This window comes from Comamonas avium (assembly GCF_014836675.1).
Lineage (GTDB): Bacteria > Pseudomonadota > Gammaproteobacteria > Burkholderiales > Burkholderiaceae_C > Comamonas > Comamonas avium.
On the sequence record NZ_JACSQK010000002.1, the window covers coordinates 465,232 to 483,893 of the forward strand.

At 59.6% G+C, this 18,662-nt stretch carries 16 protein-coding genes and 1 pseudogene; 12 read left to right on the top strand and 5 right to left on the bottom strand.

The annotated features are described in order from the left end of the window. Positions 1-89: 89 nt before the first annotated feature. The 6 genes and pseudogenes from H9646_RS04795 (at position 90) to H9646_RS04820 (ending at position 5,863) form a co-directional block, all read left to right on the top strand. Positions 90-470, top strand: coding sequence for a hypothetical protein (locus H9646_RS04795; RefSeq protein ID WP_225213979.1), 381 nt, complete (start codon positions 90-92; stop codon positions 468-470). A gap of 74 nt (positions 471-544) precedes the next feature. Next, positions 545-1,063, top strand: a complete 519-nt coding sequence (locus H9646_RS04800; protein WP_191722185.1) for a copper chaperone PCu(A)C — start codon at positions 545-547, stop codon at positions 1,061-1,063. 122 nt (positions 1,064-1,185) lie between these two features. Beyond that, positions 1,186-2,085, top strand: coding sequence for a PhaM family polyhydroxyalkanoate granule multifunctional regulatory protein (locus H9646_RS04805; protein ID WP_191722186.1), 900 nt, complete (start codon positions 1,186-1,188; stop codon positions 2,083-2,085). A gap of 66 nt (positions 2,086-2,151) precedes the next feature. Continuing rightward, positions 2,152-3,429, top strand: coding sequence for an FIST N-terminal domain-containing protein (locus H9646_RS04810; protein WP_191722187.1), 1,278 nt, complete (start codon positions 2,152-2,154; stop codon positions 3,427-3,429). Continuing rightward, positions 3,426-4,736, top strand: a pseudogene (locus H9646_RS04815) (MFS transporter); the annotation flags it as partial. The gene H9646_RS04810 and the pseudogene H9646_RS04815, both read left to right, overlap by 4 nt. 65 nt (positions 4,737-4,801) lie before the next feature. After that, positions 4,802-5,863, top strand: coding sequence for a zinc ribbon domain-containing protein (locus tag H9646_RS04820; protein ID WP_191722189.1), 1,062 nt, complete (start codon positions 4,802-4,804; stop codon positions 5,861-5,863). 88 nt (positions 5,864-5,951) lie between these two features. Here the strand turns inward: H9646_RS04820 and H9646_RS18620 are convergent, their stop codons facing one another. Beyond that, positions 5,952-7,394 (bottom strand): GGDEF domain-containing protein, encoded by a 1,443-nt coding sequence (locus H9646_RS18620; RefSeq protein ID WP_191722190.1) that lies wholly within the window; start codon positions 7,392-7,394, stop codon positions 5,952-5,954. 200 nt (positions 7,395-7,594) lie between these two features. Then, positions 7,595-8,767 carry a tRNA guanosine(34) transglycosylase Tgt gene (gene tgt, locus H9646_RS04830; RefSeq protein WP_191722191.1) on the bottom strand — a complete coding sequence of 391 codons (1,173 nt, stop codon included), beginning with the start codon at positions 8,765-8,767 and terminating at the stop codon, positions 7,595-7,597. Between the two features lie 107 nt (positions 8,768-8,874). Between tgt and H9646_RS04835 the strand changes: the two genes are divergently transcribed. Next, positions 8,875-9,357, top strand: a complete 483-nt coding sequence (locus H9646_RS04835) for a universal stress protein (protein ID WP_191722192.1) — start codon at positions 8,875-8,877, stop codon at positions 9,355-9,357. An 11-nt stretch (positions 9,358-9,368) separates the two neighbouring features. Here H9646_RS04835 and H9646_RS04840 read toward each other — a convergent pair whose 3' ends face one another. The 3 genes from H9646_RS04840 to H9646_RS04850 form a co-directional block, all read right to left on the bottom strand. Further along, complete coding sequence (locus H9646_RS04840; protein ID WP_191722193.1) at positions 9,369-9,800, bottom strand: hypothetical protein; 432 nt, start codon at positions 9,798-9,800, stop codon at positions 9,369-9,371. A gap of 249 nt (positions 9,801-10,049) precedes the next feature. Next, a complete protein-coding gene (locus H9646_RS04845) occupies positions 10,050-11,222 on the bottom strand; it encodes a phospholipase A (protein ID WP_191722194.1) in 1,173 nt (390 codons plus the stop codon). A 178-nt stretch (positions 11,223-11,400) separates the two neighbouring features. Beyond that, complete coding sequence (locus tag H9646_RS04850; protein ID WP_191722195.1) at positions 11,401-13,467, bottom strand: ATP-dependent helicase; 2,067 nt, start codon at positions 13,465-13,467, stop codon at positions 11,401-11,403. A 191-nt stretch (positions 13,468-13,658) separates the two neighbouring features. On the opposite strand from H9646_RS04850, the gene H9646_RS04855 reads away from it, so the two are divergent. From H9646_RS04855 to H9646_RS04875, 5 genes are all read left to right on the top strand, one after another. Next, entirely contained in the window at positions 13,659-14,606 is a 948-nt protein-coding gene (locus H9646_RS04855; RefSeq protein ID WP_191722196.1) for an AEC family transporter, read from the top strand. A 184-nt stretch (positions 14,607-14,790) separates the two neighbouring features. Continuing rightward, positions 14,791-16,320 carry a glycosyltransferase family 39 protein gene (locus H9646_RS04860; protein WP_191722197.1) on the top strand — a complete coding sequence of 510 codons (1,530 nt, stop codon included), beginning with the start codon at positions 14,791-14,793 and terminating at the stop codon, positions 16,318-16,320. Positions 16,321-16,351: 31 nt separating this feature from the next. Beyond that, positions 16,352-17,377 carry a glycosyltransferase family 2 protein gene (locus tag H9646_RS04865; RefSeq protein WP_191722198.1) on the top strand — a complete coding sequence of 342 codons (1,026 nt, stop codon included), beginning with the start codon at positions 16,352-16,354 and terminating at the stop codon, positions 17,375-17,377. Continuing rightward, positions 17,374-17,793: a GtrA family protein gene (locus tag H9646_RS04870; protein WP_191722199.1), complete on the top strand. Its 420-nt coding sequence runs from the start codon at positions 17,374-17,376 to the stop codon at positions 17,791-17,793. Before H9646_RS04865 ends, H9646_RS04870 begins: the two co-directional genes overlap by 4 nt. Then, positions 17,790-18,626 carry a ChbG/HpnK family deacetylase gene (locus H9646_RS04875; RefSeq protein ID WP_191722200.1) on the top strand — a complete coding sequence of 279 codons (837 nt, stop codon included), beginning with the start codon at positions 17,790-17,792 and terminating at the stop codon, positions 18,624-18,626. The genes H9646_RS04870 and H9646_RS04875 overlap by 4 nt, the downstream gene beginning before the upstream one ends. Positions 18,627-18,662 lie beyond the last annotated feature (36 nt).

Consider the following 18,662-nt stretch of genomic DNA (forward strand, 5'->3'; position numbering starts at 1 on the left):
TGGAGGGAGGCGGAGCTGAAGACGGATTGCATGGAAAGCATGGGGTGATGTTTTCATGCGCTTTGCCCGCTGTATCTAAAATGCCCTCCATGCTTTTTTTGCCCGCTTCGCACCTGTCGCGCCGCACCATCACTGGTGTGCTGGCGCTGTGGCTGTGCGTGGTTGCGGCAGGGGTATGGGCACCGCTGGCACGTGCGCACATGGCTGCCCAAGGGGTCGAGCGCCTGTGCTCTGGCGAGGTTGTTCCGCAATGGGCGCCCAATCCAGTGGCGCACGCAGAGCATGGCGACGCTGGTGCACTGCACCATTTGATCGATTGCCCTTTGTGCTTGCCGGTGCTGGCACCACCGCCCGGGGTGCACAGCAGCCCGCAGCATGCAGCGCCGCAGCTGGTGCCGCCAGAGCCAGTGGCAACTGCGCACATGGCCATGCCTGGACAGTGGCCACCGGCTCGCGGACCACCTGTCTAGACACACTTTCTTTGCATGAATGTGCGGTGCAAGATGTGCACTGCGGGTGTTGGATTTTTTGAAAGAATTTTGTGATGTCTAAGACAACAACATGGCTGTCCTGCGCGCTGCTCAGCGCTTGCTTTGTCGCCCCTGCGTGGGCCCACCCAGATGCTGCCCATGTGCAGGCAGACAACGCATGGGCGCGTGCCAGCGTCACGGGGCAGCATGCCTCAGGGGCCTTTATGCAATTGACGGCACGAGAGCCATTGCGGCTGGTAGGGGTAGAGACACCCGTTGCCGCTTCGGGTGAAATCCATGAAATGAAGATGGACGGCGATGTGATGCGCATGCGCCAGATCGACGCGCTGGAGCTGCCCGAGGGGCAGATGGTGGAGCTCAAGCCCGGTGGATACCACTTGATGTTCCAGCAGCTCAAAGCGCCTTTGAAAGATGGCTCTGACGTGCCTGTGACCTTGGTTTTTCAGGACGCCAAGGGCGCTACGTCGCGGCTGCACCTGCAAGTGCCCGTCAAGCGCACAGCCCCAGCTACCGGGCAGCCAGGCAAGTCCACGGCTCCAGCGCATGGACATGGGAACGGGCACGGGCATTAAGCACAAAAGTCACAAGATGTACGTGCGCTGCAAGGCGTGAGCACTTGTGCATTAAGCTTGTCATAAGCAGCCCGGGTATCTTGGTGCCCGGGCTTTTTTCTGGCTTAGTGCAGGAGGTAGGTATGAGCGATTCATCGGCTTTTGGCTTTGGCAAATTCATCCCGGGTTTTGATTTTCTGCAAAACCTCGGCACAGCCGGGCAGCCTCCTGCAGCCATGCCTTCTTTTTCGCACTGGGTGGCACCCACCATGAGCGTAGAAGAAATCGACAAGCGCATTGAAGAGCTCAAGGCTGTGCAGTTCTGGTTGGAGCAAAACAACCGCGCACTGAGCGCCACGGTGCAGGCGCTGCAGGTGCAGAAGATGACGCTGTCTACGCTCAAAGGCATGAACGTCAATCTGACTGATCTGGCCAAAGCATTTCCTTTCGCGGCCGGCGCAGCGGCGGCAGTAGCTCCAGCGGACGCGGCCAGCCATCTGTCGGGCTGGCCCCTGTCGGGTGCAGCACAGCCTGCAGCAGAACCCCCAGCCCAGCCATCAGCAGCGCCTGAGCCAGAGGCCCCCAAGCCAGAAACGCCAAAGACCGAAGCAGCAGGTGCAGCGCCAGATTCGGCAGCGCAGGCAGCCAACATGGCCACGGCCATGCAATGGTGGGGCGCGCTGACGCAGCAGTTTCAGCATATTGCGCAGCAGGCAATGCAAGACCCCGCGCAGCAGCAAGCCATGGCCAAGGCAACGCAGATGGGTTCAGAGTTTGCCAAGACTGCGGTGAAAACGGCTGGCGACATGGTACGCAAAGCGGTAGCGCAGGTGCAACCTGCCAAGGCAGCATCGGGGGCAGCGAAGGCAGCGCCCAGCAAGGCGGCACCCAGCAAGGCGGTGCCGGCCAAGAAAGCGGCTGTCAAGCGCAGCGCGCCAGCGAAGAAAGCGGTGCCTTCTGACAAGAAACCGGTCTCTGCGGCCGCCAAAAACAAGGGTGCTGCGGCTAAAAAATCAACTGCCAGCAAGACACGAGCGCGCTGATCGTTTCCAGCCTCCTGCCGGAGAAGCGTCGCGCACGCCATGCATGCGCAAAGGAGTCGTCGCTTGATGCCGTTTTTCCCCTGTGCCCATGCTGGACACCCGCTGTGGCCACACGCTGTCAGGCAAGTGGTGGTGCAGCTGGGTGCGCAAATCAGCATGCAAAATCTGCAAACTCCAGCAAGTCTGGGGCTGGTGTATGTCTCAGCCTCGTATGCCGAGCATGCGGGCGAGATTGTGGCTACGCTCTCCAAAGCCTTTCCTGAAGTGCAGCACTGGGTGGGGTGTGCGGCCCATTCGGTGCTGGCAGGCGACATGGACTATGGGCACACCGGAGCCATTGCGGTCATGCTGCCGTACCTCAATACGCAGGATTACCAGGTTTTTTCTGGCATTGCGCCCTGGCACCAGGGTGCATTTACTCCGCACTCGGCATTGATTCATGGGGATGCTTCTTGGCCTAGCATCGGGCAGCAGGTGCACGCCTTGGGGCAGCACATGGGTTGCGATGCACTGGTTGGCGGTCTGTGCCATTTGAGCCATGAGCACAAGCAGTGGTCCTGGGGCGCACGCGTTGCAGGGGGCACGCCCTCCAGCATGGGAGGCGGCCATGGAGGCATTCAGATGGGTGGTTTGTCCGGTGTGGCCTTTTCTGCCAATGTGGACTGTCTGACCGTGGGCATGCAGGGGTGCAAGCCTGTCGGTGCCACCCACACCATGACCCGGGTAGAGGGCGATACCGTGCTGGAGCTGGATGGGCAGCCTGCATTGGAGGTGTTTTTTGGCGATATGAACTGGGGTGAAGTGCTGGCACAGCAGCACCCGAACATTGAGGCGCTCTGGCGCAAGGTACAGAACACCTTGCTGGCCACAACGCCCTCTGGTCGCTATGTGCAGGGGGGGTGTCTGGCCTCTGATGCCCGGGTTGTGCGTGTGGCGGGTGTGAATCCATGGCGCCAGACCATTGTTCTGGAAGGCACACCGGTTCAGGGGCAGTCTTTGACCATTTGCCAGCCTGATGCGCTGGCCGCACGAGCGGATATGCGGCGTGCTTGTGCTGAGCTGTGGGAGTCTCTGACAGCACCTGTGGCCCAGACCTGGCTGGATAGCGAGCCTGTGGCAGCGAGTGGACGCAGCATTTGTGGGGCGGTCTATATTCGCAACCAGCAGCGCCAGTTATTACCGCGCAGTCCTCGGGTGGATGCAGAGCTGCAATGGATTCGCCATGCCTTGGGACCGGTACCTTTGCTGGGTTTTTCGTCAACCCATGAAATTGATGCCGGTCAGGTGCAGCATTTGAGTGCACAGTTGCTTGTTTTTACCCAGCCACTTCAGGCTTTGTCATGAGTGATCACACCCCGCAGTTTGGGCTGCTGCGTCAGCGGCGATTTGGCCCTTTTTTTGCCACCCAGTTTCTGGGGGCCGCAAACGACAACATGTTCAAGTTTGCGTTGACGGTTTTAGTGACCTACCAGTTGCAGGTGGGCTGGCTGCCTGCCTCGGTTGCGGGGCTGGTGATTGGCGCTTTATTCATCCTGCCTTTCGTGCTGCTGTCGGCCACAGCCGGCCAGCTGGCAGACCGGATGGACAAAGCCGTGCTCATGCGACGGGTGAAAGACTGTGAGGTAGCCATCATGGCCACCGCCTTGCTGGGCTTTGTCATGCAATGGCCTGCATTGTTGCTGGTGTGTCTGGTGGGCATGGGTGTGCACTCCACGTTCTTTGGCCCGGCCAAGTTCGCCTATTTGCCGCAGGTGCTCAAGCCCTCAGAGCTGACAGGCGGCAATGGCATGGTGGAGATGGGCACTTTTGTGGCCATCTTGCTGGGCAACATGGTGGGTGGTGTTTTGATTGCGACCCCTGAAGTGGGGCGCGTGCACGTGGCGATTGCCTGCCTGTGTCTGGCGCTGGTCGGGTGCTGGACGTCCCGCTCGATTCCCAACCAGGCCAAGCCCGAAGTGGTGCAGCGCATGAACTGGAATCCATGGTCAGAAACCATGGCCAATCTGCGTTTGGCCCGTACCGATGGTCTGGTGTTTCGCGCGGTACTGGGCATCAGCTGGATGTGGTTTTTCGGCGCAGTGTTTCTGGCGGAGTTCCCGGTGCTGGCCAAAGAGGTGCTGCATGGCAATGAGCAGGTGGCAGCATTGCTGCTGGTGGTTTTCTCACTGGGGGTAGGTACGGGGGCATTGCTGTGTGAATCGCTCTCACGAGGGCGTGTGGAGCCGGGGCTGGTGCCTATCGGTGCGCTGGGGATGACGGTGTTTGCCATTGATCTGTGGTGGACATTGGAAGGCCTGTCTGCGGTCACGCACGTTTTGACGCTGAGCGCATTTATCCATGCTCCGGGGCGCTGGCATGTGCTGCTGGATTTATTCGGCTTGTCTCTGGCAGCCGGTGTTTACAGCGTGCCTTTGTATGCACTGATTCAGCAACGCAGCCCAGTGACACACCGTGCGCGCATCATTGCTGCCAACAATATTTTGAACGCCCTGTTCATGGTCTCTTCTGCCGTGCTGGCAGGTGGCTTGCTGGCAGCGGGGTTGAATGTGCCGCAGCTGTTCTTGAGCATGGGTGTGGCCAATGCGGTGTTTGTGGCCCTGATGTGCTGGCGCGATCCGCAATACCTGCGGCGCAGTAAAAACTGGGTGCTGCGCAGTTTGGGGCGCATTCATACCCCATCCGCATAATGCACACCAAGATGTGGAGGAAATAAGAAATGGCGAAGTCTTTGCGATTGTCGGAAAAGTGGTTCCAGCGTGGACTGTGGGTGGTAGCACTGGTTTTTGCCAGCTTTCTGATTGGCTTGGGTTCTGCCGTGGTGGACGATCTGCCGCAGGTAGAGCAGCGGCTGGAGCTGGATGATTTTCTGGATCTATCCACAGTGCAGCCTCTGCGCCTTGAGCAAGAAGCTTTGCATAGCGTGCAGCGTAAAACCATAGAGGCGCGCGATCAGGCGCAGTTGCAGTGGCAAAAGGCGCGCAGTGACACGCAGGCCGCACGCGATAACTTCAACAGCTGGATTGCCACACGCTCTGCCACACAGCGTAGCGAGCAAGACCCCGACGTCATTCGCCGCACGCAAGAGCTTGAGCAGTTGCGCGCGTTAGAGCGCAAAGCCCAGCAGCAGCTGCAAGATCAGGAGCAGATTTTGCTCAACACCCGCCAGCAGGCGCAGCGTGTCAGCAACACGCTCGGCGAGATCGAACGTGATGCACACGAGCGGCTTAACAAGGCAGAGCGTGCCCAAGAGCTGCGCGTGTTTCTGTACCGTCTGGCCATCACCTTGCCTTTGCTGGCTCTGGCTGGCTGGTTGTTTGTGAAAAAGCGCAAAAGCACATGGTGGCCCTTTGTATGGGGTTTTATCTTTTTTGCGCTGTTTGCCTTCTTTGTCGAGCTGGTGCCTTATCTGCCCAGCTATGGCGGCTACGTGCGCTATGCCGTGGGCATTGTGCTGACCGTGCTGATAGGGCGCTGGGCCATTGTGGCGTTGCAGCGCTACCTGGAGCGCCAGCGGCAGGCAGAAGCCTTGCCTGCCAGCGAGCGGCGCACGCAGATGACTTATGACAAAGCCTGGACGCACCTGAGCAAAGGGGTGTGCCCCGGCTGTGAGCGTCCTGTGGATCTGAAAGATGGGGTGACCGATTTCTGCCCCCACTGCGGCATTGGCCTGTTTGAGCCATGTACCGCCTGCAATGCGCGCAAGAGCACGTTTGCCAAGTTCTGTTTCAGCTGTGGCACCCACGCGCCAGCCACATCGCTAGAAGAACGTAAAACTTGAAAAATGAGCGAGCATCGCTTGCCTATAGGTGATTTTAGATATAAATCACATTGAATTCCTTTGATTTAAAGCGATGCAAGCTATCTTTTTAGATGGCTGATGGTGCCAGTGCCGGACCATATTGGCGAACCTGATCGCGCCCGCTGTTCTTGGCCACATACAGCGCCTCGTCGGCCTTGGACAGCAAATGCTCCATGCTGTCTTGCGGGCCAATGCAAGAGACCGAATGCATGCCAACGCTGAGCGTGATGCGCATCTGGTCCTGATTGGGCAGCGGAAAGACGTGCTCACGCAAGCGCTCGCACAGGCGCTGACCTACCAGCAAGGCCTGGTCGTGGGTGGTGCGCGGGAGCATGATGGCAAATTCTTCTCCGCCCATGCGCCCGATCAAATCTTCGGGGCGCAGCGCATCGCGAGCGAGAACGGCGAACTCCTGCAGCACCACGTCGCCCTGAGAGTGACTATAGCGGTCGTTGACGGCCTTGAAGTGGTCAATATCCACCATCAGCATGGCAACTTGCTGGCCTTCCTCTTCCAGACGTGTCAGCAGTTTTTGTCCACGCTCCATCAAGGCACGCCGTGCCAGCACGCCCGTCAGAAAATCGTGATTGACCGCATGGTTGAGCTTGCGCAGCGCCTGTGTGCGCAGCGAGTAGGCACAGGCGACAGCCAAAGGGGCCAAAGAAAGCAGCGCCAGCCCTGTGCGGTAAGAGGTCGATTCCATCAAATTACTGGGGGCAAAGCCGAAGGCGTCGCTGGCTAGGAACAGCGATGCCGCCTTCCATGAGCAGACCAGCAGGCTGAGCACTGTGGTTGGAAATACGCCGTACGCAATGGCGCACCAGACCATGGCAGGCATGATGAAAGCAATCGCCCCGGGGCCGCCAATGAGCAGGCTCATAGCCTCGCTCACGAGCAGCGCCAGCAAGGGAAGCACGTTGGCTAAAGACCGTTGTGTGATGCTGCACTTCCATTGCCAGAGCCAGCCTTTTGGGGATGCCAGAAAGACGGGGATCAGCAAGATGTAGTTGTAGAACTCTGAGGAAAACCACAGGAAGAAGGAGCGCCACAACGGCAGGTTGAAAGCAATGCTGCCTGGCCAGGCACCCACAGCCATGCAGCTCAGTGAGGCCAGCAGGCACCCCGTGAACACCACCAGTACCGAGCGCTGGCGCTGAAAATGCAAAACCTCTGACGATTGCCGGTGCAAAAAGAGCCAGCCCACCCAGACGCCTGCGACATTGGCGATGTTCAAAATGACTGCGACAAAAACGCTGGCACCCGTCAGCAGGTCTGCGCTGATGTAGGTCAGCAGGGCAAGGGCCCAGGTACTAGCACTGCGTGCCCATGCCGGGTGACGCAAAAGCAGACCCAGCATGATGGCGTTGGCGGGCCAGAAAGATGCCAGAAAACCGACGGGGCGACTGAAGATGCCTGCCAGACAGGCGGCAAAAATGCAGGCTGCCAACGCCAGTTGCCCGTGCCACAAGGGGGGCTCGTTGCTGCTGATAGAAAAATTGGTGGTCTGCACAGACTGAGAATCTTTCGGGAGGCGAGGATAGGCAGGTTTTCCACATGCACGCAAGATGCACCTCCCATTGGATGGGCGCTTGTGCTGAGCATCAAGCGCTCTGGAGACACTGGGGCTCAGGTGCTGCAATGGTTCAAGTTTGGCGCAAAAAAAAAGCCTCCCAAAGGAGGCTTTTGTTGTGCATGTGTGCCAGCAAAAGCTTACACACCGCGTGCGCGGTCTGCTTTGAATTTGGCGCGAAAGGCCGTGAAGCTGCCAGCATCCAGCGCATTGCGAACTTCCTGCATCAGGTTCAGGTAGTAGTGCAGGTTGTGGATGGTGGTCAGCATGGGGCCCAGCATTTCGCCGCAGCGGTCCAGGTGGTGCAGATAGGCGCGGCTAAAGCCGTCGCGCCCGCCGTCGTCCCAGCTCACGCCGCTGGTACCTGCGCATGCGTGGCAGGTGCAGGTGGTGTCCAGTGGCTGGTGGTCGGTCTTGTGGCGTGCGTTGCGCAGCTTCAAATCGCCGTAGCGGGTGAACACGGTGCCATTGCGTGCATTGCGCGTGGGCATCACGCAGTCGAACATGTCCACGCCATCGGCCACGCCCTGCACCAGATCTTCTGGAGTGCCCACGCCCATCAGGTAGCGAGGCTTGTTGGCAGGCAGAAGGTGCGGCGTGTGCGCCATGATCTCCAGCATCTCGTCCTTGGGCTCGCCCACAGAGACACCGCCCACGGCATAGCCGGGGAAATCCATTTCCACCAAAGCGTCCAGTGACTCCTGGCGCAGATTGGTGAACATGCCCCCTTGCACAATGCCGAACAGGGCGTTGGGGTTCTCCAGGCGCTCAAACTCGTCTTTGGAACGCTTGGCCCAGCGGCGGCTCATTTCCATCGACTTGCGTGCTTCGGCCTCGGTGGTTTTGTGGCCGTTGGTCTCGTACGGTGTGCACTCGTCGAGCTGCATGACGATGTCTGAGTTCAGCACCGTTTGAATCTGCATGCTCACTTCGGGCGACATGAACAGTTTGTCGCCGTTGACGGGGCTTTGGAAATGAACACCTTCTTCGGTGATCTTGCGCATGGCTCCCAGGCTCCACACCTGAAAGCCGCCGGAGTCGGTCAGGATGGGCTTGTTCCACTTCTCAAAACCATGCAGGCCGCCAAAGGTCTTCATGATGTCCAGTCCCGGGCGCATCCACAGGTGGAAGGTGTTGCCCAAAATGATCTGCGCCCCCATCTCTTCCAGGCTGCGAGGCATGACACCCTTGACGGTGCCATAGGTGCCCACTGGCATGAAGATAGGTGTTTGCACCTTGCCATGGTTGAGGGTCAGGGTGCCACGGCGTGCGTGGCTGGATGGGTCGGTGGTGAGGAGGTCAAACTGCAGCATGATGGCCTGCATTGTCCCTCAAGCGCACTTGGCTGCGCTGAGCTTGCCCGTGAGTCGGGGTGGTCTATAGTGGAATCAAACGTGAACTTCATACAAGGAAAACGCCCATGTACACCCAAATCATGATTGCCGTGGATGGCTCCCCAGAGTCGCTGGAAGCAGTGCGCCAGGCCTTGGCTCTGGTCGCGCGCGGTTTGCGCGCTGAGATTGCGCTGGTGAATGTGCAAGAAGCCGCCTCTTTGCTGGAACTGGCAACGCATGACTCCGATGCCATCGCCGCAGCGGCAGTCGCTGCGGGTGAGCATTTGATGGCCGAAGGCGCTGCGCTGCTGGATGCGGCAGGCGTTGGTTACTCCATGGAAGTGGTGCTCGGTGAGCCCGGTACCGCACTGGTGGACCTGGCAGAGCAGATCAATGCAGACATGGTCATGCTCGGCGCGCGCGGTATGGGTGCCGTAGAGAGTGTGCTGGTGGGCTCTGTCTCTAAGGCGGTGCTGCACCGCTGCAGCAAACCGGTCTTGATTGTGCGTGTACCTGAGGAGCTGGAGGTTCCGACAGACGAGGCAGACGCCGAGCCAGAGGCGGCGTAAGCAAGGCGGCTTTATGCCGCTTTGCGCTGCCAGTTTTTGGCACCGCTGTGTGTCTTGCTGTAGCTGCTGTGCTGTGGCGCGGGGCGTTGCTGGAGCTTGCCGTGGGGCAGCTGAGACAGTCGCTGCAACAAGCGTCGGCAGTAGCCTTTGATCCACAGGCACTTGTTGATTTCTTCGACGGGAAAGGGGCCGCTGATGACCACAATGTCTTCGGCCTCTTGCCACAGCCCTGCGGCACGCAGTCGACGCCGCGTGTTGCTGGCCCACGACTGAATGCGTGAGGGGGTGCCGTGCTGGTGCACTTCCCCGGTGTAGCTGTCAAAGGCGATGGCCAGAAGATCTGTTTTGAGCTTAAAGCGGCGCTCGCCTGTGACTGCGCTGGGGGTGTCGCGCATGTCGTACAGGTAATAGCTGCCGGCCTTGAGCTGGTATTGCAGGTTCATGGTCATCCTTGGTGTCGCATTGTCTGCGACGGGCCAGGTATCCAAACACATGAAATGGCGGTACAGCGACGGCCAGTTCACGGGAGTGCTTTGGGCTTGCCAAAACGTGATGCAGATTCTGCGCCAAGAGCGCGGGTGCTACAAGCACCGCCAGTGCGCTGATGCGGTGCGGTGACGATTGTCTACAAAAAAGCTTCAAACGCTTGTGAATCAAGCGCTTGAAGCTATATTTTTTTACAGGCTGGGGATTTAAAAATCGAGCAGGCTCAAGCCCACTGAAAGCGAAGTTCGCTTGCGGTTGTAGTCGATCAGGCTTTCTCCATAGCCGCTGAACAGCTGAACATGCAGACGCAGATTGCTTTTTCCGCCATTCCAGCCCTGGCCGATGGTGCGCAGCCACTCCAGCCGTCCTGAGCCATAGCCTTTGCCCACGCTGCCGCGTGCTGTCAGCCCCAGCGTGTTGTTTTCGTTGGGCTGCCAAAGCAGCTTGAGTTCGCCACGACCCCAGTAGTTCTGAATGCCGGGGTTGTCATCGTCAGGGGTGCTTTCTGCCATGCGCTTCCACAGCTTGGCATGCACTTGCCAGCGGTTGCTCAGCTCGGCTCCGGTCATCAGGTACCAGCGGTTCCAGCTGCGCGAGAGTGGTTCGCTTTGCCCGTTGGAATGGTGCACCATGCCAATGCCGCTGTAGCGCAGCTGCCAGCCAAAGGGCAGTTTGGCCTGCGTGGGGTAGACGTAAAACACCTCCGGCTCGTGGTCGGTGGTGCGAAATGGGCGCGAGAGGGCGGGGCTGAACACCTGCCAGTACGACTGCTGGGTGTAGCCCACCCAGACAGAATCCTGCAAGCCCGATGTGGGGTTGGTCAGCAGGCCTGATGCGACTTTGGTGCGTGCAGACAGCTGGATGCGCAACTCTTCCGGACGGTAGTTCTGTGCCGTTGCGGGGGGCTTGCCGGGGCTGCTCGGCTGTGTGTTGACGGTGTCGGCGGTGATCACGGCAACCGAAAGTGGCTTGTAGCCACGGAAGGAGAAAGTGCCGCAGTCTGTGCCTGTTTCCAGTTCAAAAAAGCGGGACATTTCGCTGTAACGCGGGTCACGGCACCCGCCGTTGGTGGGCACCAGTCCTGGGTCAGCGACCACGTCAGCTTGCACCATGGGCGCATTGGCAGCCTGTGTGAGTGCCGCAGGTGTCTGTTGCTGGGCTGATGCAGCTGGCGCCTGCCAGCTGGTGGCTGGCGGCGGGGTCAGCGGTTGCTGCTGGCGCGCCCAGGTATCAAAGCAGGCCAGGCGTGTGGCATTGTCGGTGGTGGCAGCACATTGCTGCCATGCCTCGGTCAGGACAGTGGCAGCAGGCGCCGTTTGCGCCTGTGCGGCTGGCACAAGTGCTGCGCAGGCGAGTGCCAGCCATGTGTGTGAAGTCATTCGGATGTGGATGGTGTGCATGCAAGGCCCTCTCCGGCGTAGATTCGCGTTGCGCAGCTTACTGGGTCTGCAGGTTGCGCTGCGTCAGTCAACAACGCGCGACAGGGGTTACGGGATTGACGTCGGCTGCAAACTCGGGCTGGGTATGCGCTGGCAGAGGTGCAATGCATCAATGGCTTCAAATCTGTTTCGGTGCCGCGTCGACTTTGCGCGCCAGTTGCTCGCGCAGCTGGCGCAGTTTTTCGCGCGGGTCTTCGCGGGCGGTGCTGGCATCGAGATTCATTTCTTTGATGAAACGGCTGGGCTGGCACTGCACCATTTCACGGCCTTTTTTGCGGCGCTTGGTCCAGCTGACGGCCAGCGTACGCTGCGCACGGGTAATGCCCACGTACATCAGGCGGCGCTCTTCTTGCAAGCGGGCGGCAATGTCGTCGCTCACCTTTTGCTGTTTGCCATCGTCATCGTCGAGCTTGAAAGGCAGCATGCCTTCGGTCACGCCCACGAGCATGACGTGCGGCCATTCCAACCCCTTGGAGGCGTGCAGCGTTGACAGGATCACCATGTCTTGCTCTTTTTCACGCTCGCTGATGGTGGACAGCAGGGCAATGTTTTTCGCAATTTCCAGCAGGCTTTTGGTTTCTGTCTGTGTGGTGGTGCCTGCCGCATCTTCAATCTGGCCCCCGGCGCGCTGGCTCATCCAGTCACAGAATTCCAGCACATTGGTCCAGCGGGCTGCGGCCACGGTTTCGCTGTCTTCACTGTCGTACAGGTACTGCTCGTAGCCAATTTCCTTGAGCCAGTCGAGCATGAAGCTGCGTGAGGCCTCGGCCCCCAGCGTGTGGCGGGCCCGGTATTCCAGGTCATTGATGTAACGACCAAACTCCAGCAGGCCTTCGTGTGCTTTCTTGGGCAGAACGGCTTCAAGCATGTGGCTGAACAGCGCACCAAACATGGACAGCTTGTGCTGGCCAGAAAATTCACCCAGCTTGCCCAAGGTGGTGTGGCCGATACCGCGTTTGGGCGTACCAATGGCTCGCAGGAAAGCGGGGTCATCGTCGTTGTTGATCCACAGGCGAAACCACGCGCACAGGTCTTTGATTTCAGCCCGGTCAAAGAACGATGTGCCGCCTGAGACCTTGTAGGGAATGTTCAGTTTGCGCAGCGCTTTCTCAAACGGTTTGGCCTGATGGTTGGCGCGGTACAGGATGGCAAAGTCCTTCCACGCGGGCTGTGGATTGGTTTGCGCGCGCAGGCTTTGAATGCGCAGGGCCGCACGCTCGGCCTCGTGCTCTTCGGTGTCGCAATCCACAATGCGCACGGGCTCACCCTCACCCAGTTCCGAGAACAGGGTTTTAGGGAAAAGCTTGGGGTTGGGGCCAATTACGTTGTTGGCCGCACGCAAGATGGCGCTGGTGGAGCGGTAGTTCTGCTCAAGCTTGATCAGCTTGAGCGCGGGGTAGTCCAGGGGTAACTTCTTCAGGTTATCCAGCGTGGCACCGCGCCAGCCGTAAATGGACTGGTCATCGTCCCCCACGGCGGTGAATTGCGCGCGCTCACCGACCAGGAGTTTGAGCAACTCGTACTGGGTGGCGTTGGTGTCCTGGTATTCGTCAACCAGCACATGGCCCAGCAGGCGCTGCCATTTTTCACGTACTTCAGCGTGGTTCTTCAGCAGGCGCATGGGCATGCCGATCAGGTCGTCAAAGTCCACGCTCTGGTAAGCCGTCAGGCGCTCTTCATAGCGCTGCATGATCAGGGCAATGCTGCGCTCGTGGTCGTCCTGCGCCATGGCCAGGGCGGTGCGGCTGTCCCAGCCGGCGTTTTTCCAGTTGCTGATGGTCCACTGCCACTGGCGTGCCGTGGCTGCATCGGTGCCGCCGCCGGCACAGTCCTTGAGGATGCTGGTGACATCGTCCGTGTCCATGATGCTGAAGCTGGGCTTGAGGCCCAGCGCATGCCCATCTTCACGCACCATGCGTACACCCAGTGAGTGAAAGGTGCAGATCAGCACATCTTTGGCCGGCTTGCCAATCAGCCCCTTGGCACGCTCGCGCATTTCAGCGGCGGCCTTGTTGGTAAAGGTGATGGCCGCAATACGCTTGGGGGCCATGCCGCCTTCGATCAGGCGGCCAATCTTGTGGGTAATCACGCGGGTCTTGCCCGAGCCAGCGCCCGCCAGCACCAGGCAGGGGCCTTCGGTGTAATGGACAGCTTGAAGTTGGGCGAGGTTAAGACCAGCGGACATGGCAATCGTTCTAGGCAGAGAAAACAAACGCCTGAAAAGCAGGCGCGAAGCCATCATACGCAAGCCCATGCGGGCAGACCCCTGGCGTGTTCCATGCCCGTGCCACTCAGAAGTTTGCACATCGCAACACTTGTCGCCTCGGCGTAAGCGATGTAGCGCAAAGCACCCGTGCAACTGCGAAAATCTGCAACGTGCTGCCTATTCTTGCGATCACCTTTCCTTTCTTTGCCCTCGTGCTATGCGGCTTTGTCGCCACGCGCCGGGGTGTTCTGCCGCTGGCGGCCATCCCCGGCCTGAACACCTTTGTGCTGTACTTTGCGCTGCCATGCATGCTGTATCGCTTTGGCGCGCAAACACCGCTTGCGCAGTTGCTTGACCCCGTGGCCGCCAGTGTCTATCTGCTGTGCGGGCTGCTGATGGTGGCCGGCACCATGGTTGTGACGCACAAAAAATGGGGCTGGAACGATGCAGCCTTCGGGGCTTTGGTCGCTGCGTTCCCCAACTCGGGCTTTATGGGAGTGCCGCTGCTGGTGGCCCTGCTGGGTGCTGCCAGTGCGGGTCCCGTGATTTTGACCATGGCGATTGACATGGTCATCATCAGTTCGCTGTGTATTGCGCTCTCGCGTCTGGGGCAAGGCGAAAAGGGCGTGGCACAGGCACTGCGCAATGCGCTCAAGGGCATCGTGACCAATCCCATGCCGTGGTCGATTGCTTTGGGTGCTGTGGCATCGGCCTGTGCCTTTGAATTGCCTGGCCCCATCGATCAAACGGTGGCCATGCTGGCAGGGGCAGCGTCTCCTGTGGCTTTGTTCACCATTGGCGCGGTGCTGGCGCGTTCGCAGTGCAATCAGCACGAGCATGTAGCACCGCGTCACTATGTGCCGATTGCTTTGGCCAAACTGCTGCTGCACCCGGCATTGATGTGGCTGGCTTGCCAGGTCGTGATGGCTGCTGGCTGGCACATGTCTGCGTTGACCGTCACCGCTTTGGTTCTGGTGGCCGCGCTGCCCAGTGCCAGCAATGTGTCGCTGCTGACCGAGCGTTTTGGTGCCCACGGAGGCCGCGTTGCCCGCATTATTTTGGTGAGTACGGCGCTGGCGTTTCTGACATTTTCTGCCAGTGTGGCTTTGCTGGTGTAGCCCCCGTATGGTGTGAACCTGAGTCACATCGTGTCCTGCCCTTGTGAATTGGGGCAAACTACGCGCAGTTTTGCTTGCCAAAACCCACAGCGACAGCCAGTGCATGGGGCGTTTTGTGGAGTTTTTGCGCGCTGCGTGTGATCCGCTCATGGGCTGGGCACAGCGCATATCTTTGTTTGTCACTATGTCTTCATCTTCCACTCCGACCCCGCAACCCCTGCTGACGCGCTGTCTGTTGATTGCTGCGGCACTGTATGTGCTGGTGTGGTCACTGCTGCCGCCTTTGCTGTCACAAAGCTTGCCACTGGATGTGGTGGAGAGCTTGTCCTGGGGGCGGGAGTGGCAGTGGGGCACGTACAAGCACCCCACGCTGGGTCCCAGTGTCTTGCACGTGTTTTACATGGCGTTTGGCAAGGTTGGCCCTTTCTTGCTGAGCCAGCTGTGCATCGTGGCGACGCTGTGGATGGTGTGGCTTACCGGCTGTCGCCTGATGAGCCGTGAGCGCGCTTTTCTAGGGACGGTGCTGACCATGGGCGTGGCCTATTACGGCTGGCCCGCCATTGAGTTCAACCACAACATTGCGCAGATGCCTACGTGGGCTGCGCTGGGCTATCTGTATGTAGCGGCCCTGCAGGATGGCCGTTTGCACCAATGGCTGCTGCTTGGTTTGATGGCTGGTTTGGGCATGCTGACCAAGTATTCCATCGGCATCATCTTGGCCTGTATGGGGCTGTACATCTTGCTGTCTGCGTACCGCAAGGTGCTGCTAGGCCCGGGCCCATGGCTGGCCCTTGTGGTGTTGTGTGTGGTGATGGCACCGCACCTGTACTGGCTCAAAACCTCTGAGTGGCTGCCCTTTGCCTATGCGGGCGAGCGTGCTGCCACCGCCAGCGACAGCCCGCGTTTAGCGGCGCTGGGTTTCTTGCTCACCCAGTTCCTGAATCATTTGCCTTTGCTGTGTATTGCGGGCTTTGCCGCACTAAAGGCCCGCAAGCAGTGCCAAAAGGAAGGGCTAGTTGCCTCGCCTTGGCACCTGCATACCCAGCATCCTGCCTTGTTGCTGGTGCTGGCGTTGGGCCCCGGCTTGCTGGTAACGGTGCTGGGTGTGACCTTGGGTATGCGTTTGCGTGACATGTGGGGCACCACCATGTGGGCCTTCAGTGGCCTGGTGGTTGCCGCCTGTGTGCCGACGGCCTGGCTGGGTGTCATGCGGCCCAGGGTTGTGCGTGGCGTGGGTGTGTGGCTGGTGCTGCTGACGATTTTTGCAGGCATCTACCTGACGTACGGGGCGCAATTGCGCAAGCGCCCTGCGCGCATGGACTGGCCTGCGGTAGCTTTGGCGCAGCAAGCCCAGCAAACCTGGAGCCAGGTGAGCAGCTGTCGTCTGGATGTGGTGGCGGGGGACTATTGGCTGTCCGGTCTGGTGGCTACGGCGATCGGCTCCCATGGCCCTTCGGTGCTCATCACGGGGGATGCGCGCTATTCACCATGGGTAACGCCACAGCGATTGCAGCAGCATGGTGCCCTGTGGCTGCGCCAGGAAAAGGACATGGATGTCTACACCAGCCCCCCTCAGCCGCTGGAGGCTGTGGCGCAATCGACGGACTTTACGGTCATTGACGGGACATGGAACATTGCCTGGGCTTATGACTCCAAAGCCCAGCCCTTGACGGTGCGCTGGCGCGCATATGTGCCCGCATCCTGTGTGAAATAAGAAGTCAGGCAAAGCGATGCAAAAAAATGAAATGAGCCAGCCTCAGCCCTCTGTCGATGTCTGCCACGCAGCCTATATGCCGGCAGCCCCGCATGGCGTCGTGCCCCGTGCACCTTTGCTGCTCAGCTGTGTGGTGCCCGCCTACAACGAGCAAGAAAACCTGGAGGGTTTCTTGCGTGCCTTGATTCCGGCTGTGCAAGCCCTGACGCCGCACTTTGAGGTCATTGTGGTCAACGACGGCAGCAGCGACGCCACGCACGATGTGGCGATGCGGCTGGTCAATGAAATGCCTGTGCGCTATCTGGCGCTTTCGCGCAACTACGGAAAAGAGGCCGCACTGTCTGCAGGTATTGACCATGCGCGCGGCAATGCGGTGCTGCTGATTGATGCCGACTTCCAGCACCCGCTGGAGCTGTTGCCAGAGATGCATGATTTGTGGCTGCATGGCTACGAGATGGTGTATGGCGTGATTGCCGATCGAGGTGCCGAAAGTGGTGCCAAGCGGCTGGGTACCGAGCTGTTTTACAAGCTCATGAATTCGGGAAGCAGCGTCAAGGTGCCGCCCAATGCGGGCGATTTCCGCTGGATGGACCGCAAAGTGGTCGATGCACTCAAGGCCTTGCCTGAACGCAATCGCTTTATGAAGGGTCTTTATGCTTGGGTGGGCTTCAAAACGGCGGCTTTGCCGTTTGTTCCCAAAGACCGTGCGGCTGGGGCATCCAGTTTCAACCTGCGCCGTCTGGGTGCGCTGGCCTTGCTGGGGCTGACCTCATTTACCACGCTGCCACTGCGCGTGTGGAGCGTGATTGGCGGGCTGGTTGCCTCGATTGCACTGGCTTATGGCGCATGGATCACGATTGACACGTTTTTGTTCGGTGCGGACCTGGATGGCTGGCCTACGCTGGCGGCGGGCATCATGCTGTTTTCTGGCGTGCAGCTGATGTCCATTGGTATTTTGGGTGAATACATTGGCCGTATCTATGACGAAGTCAAGTGCCGGCCCACGTATTTGGTGGCGCGTGACGAGGATCACAGCCCTTTGCGCGATCAGGCATGACAGGCTGGCGTTTGGTATTGCAACGCCTGCAGGCGCTGCCCCAGTTGCTGCAGTTCATTGTGGTGGGCGGCAGCGCTGCGGCCACCCATCTGGCGACGGTTGGCGTTGTGGTAAGTCTGACGGGCATGCCCCCTTTGTGGGCCAATGTGCTTGGCTTTCTGGTGGCATTTATCGTCAGCTACAACGGCCATGCATGGTTGACTTTCTCCGCTGCGCAAGCGCGTGGCTGGGCCACGGTGGCACGGTTTTTTGCCGTGGCGTGCCTGGGTTTTGTGGCCAATGAATCGTTGTACGCCATCGCCTTGCATGGTTTGCACTGGCACTATTTCTGGAGCCTGGCAGGCGTCTTGGTGCTGGTGGCAGCAGGGACTTTCGTTTTGAGTAAGTTCTGGGCTTTTAAAGCGCGAACAGCATGACCCGTCCGAATGCGCTGCGTGCGCTGATTTTGTGTGCAGATGATTACGCCTTGCACCCCCTGGTGGATGCTGCGGTGGAGCAACTGACGCTGGCCGGCCGCCTGTCGGCCACGAGCTGCATGACCACGTCGCCGCGCTGGGTGCAAGCGGCCCCACGTCTGAAAGCACTGCGCCCCCGCTTGTCTGTGGGGCTGCATTTCAATCTGACCGAAAGCCACGGCGGTGCCGTGCCTGCGTATGCGCTGGGCGATGTCATCAAAAAATCCTATACCCGCCAGTTCTCAGCGGCCGCGCTGCGCCTGCAGTGGCAGCAGCAGCTGGATGCGTTTGAGCAGGCTCTGGGCACAGCTCCTGATTTTATTGATGGCCACCAGCATGTGCACCAGTTGCCGGGCATGCGCGATGCCATGCAGGAGGCGCTGCACCAGCGTTATGCAGGCTCAGAAATGCCGTGGGTGCGATCGACCGCACCAGCCGGTGGTTTGTGGCGCAGCCCCAAGGCGGCCATCATTGCGTTGCTGGGGGGCTGGACCACCACGCGCCAGTTGCAGCAATCTCATGTGCCTGTCAACACAGGTTTTGGCGGTGTGTATGGGTTTGATGCCCCTGATGCCGCCAGCTATGGCGCACAGATGGCGCAGTGGCTGCCACAGCTGTGTGATGGCAGCCTGGTGATGTGTCACCCGGCCACCGATGTGGTGCAGGGCGATGCGATTGGCAGGCAACGCCCGGTGGAGTTTGCCTATCTGATGTCTGAGGCCTTCGCTGCGCTGTTGCAGCAGCACCATGTACAGGTGGCACAAGGTCCCTTGCGCCACCTGATGAAAATGTAAAAACAATAGCTGCCAGCGATTGTTTATCAAGCACTG

Excerpts from the sequence above, each read along its gene's own strand:
- H9646_RS04805 (WP_191722186.1), top strand. The coding sequence starts at position 1,186 with ATGAGCGATTCATCGGCTTTTGGCTTTGGCAAATTCATCCCGGGTTTT.
- H9646_RS04870 (WP_191722199.1), top strand. The coding sequence starts at position 17,374 with ATGACAGGCTGGCGTTTGGTATTGCAACGCCTGCAGGCGCTGCCCCAG.
- H9646_RS04810 (WP_191722187.1), top strand. The coding sequence starts at position 2,152 with ATGCCGTTTTTCCCCTGTGCCCATGCTGGACACCCGCTGTGGCCACAC.
- H9646_RS04875 (WP_191722200.1), top strand. The coding sequence starts at position 17,790 with ATGACCCGTCCGAATGCGCTGCGTGCGCTGATTTTGTGTGCAGATGAT.
- H9646_RS04840 (WP_191722193.1), bottom strand. The coding sequence starts at position 9,800 with ATGAACCTGCAATACCAGCTCAAGGCCGGCAGCTATTACCTGTACGAC.
- H9646_RS04865 (WP_191722198.1), top strand. The coding sequence starts at position 16,352 with ATGAGCCAGCCTCAGCCCTCTGTCGATGTCTGCCACGCAGCCTATATG.
- H9646_RS04850 (WP_191722195.1), bottom strand. The coding sequence starts at position 13,467 with ATGTCCGCTGGTCTTAACCTCGCCCAACTTCAAGCTGTCCATTACACC.
- H9646_RS04795 (WP_225213979.1), top strand. The coding sequence starts at position 90 with ATGCTTTTTTTGCCCGCTTCGCACCTGTCGCGCCGCACCATCACTGGT.
- H9646_RS04845 (WP_191722194.1), bottom strand. The coding sequence starts at position 11,222 with ATGACTTCACACACATGGCTGGCACTCGCCTGCGCAGCACTTGTGCCA.
- H9646_RS04820 (WP_191722189.1), top strand. The coding sequence starts at position 4,802 with ATGGCGAAGTCTTTGCGATTGTCGGAAAAGTGGTTCCAGCGTGGACTG.
- H9646_RS04800 (WP_191722185.1), top strand. The coding sequence starts at position 545 with ATGTCTAAGACAACAACATGGCTGTCCTGCGCGCTGCTCAGCGCTTGC.
- H9646_RS04835 (WP_191722192.1), top strand. The coding sequence starts at position 8,875 with ATGTACACCCAAATCATGATTGCCGTGGATGGCTCCCCAGAGTCGCTG.
- H9646_RS04860 (WP_191722197.1), top strand. The coding sequence starts at position 14,791 with ATGTCTTCATCTTCCACTCCGACCCCGCAACCCCTGCTGACGCGCTGT.
- tgt (WP_191722191.1), bottom strand. The coding sequence starts at position 8,767 with ATGCTGCAGTTTGACCTCCTCACCACCGACCCATCCAGCCACGCACGC.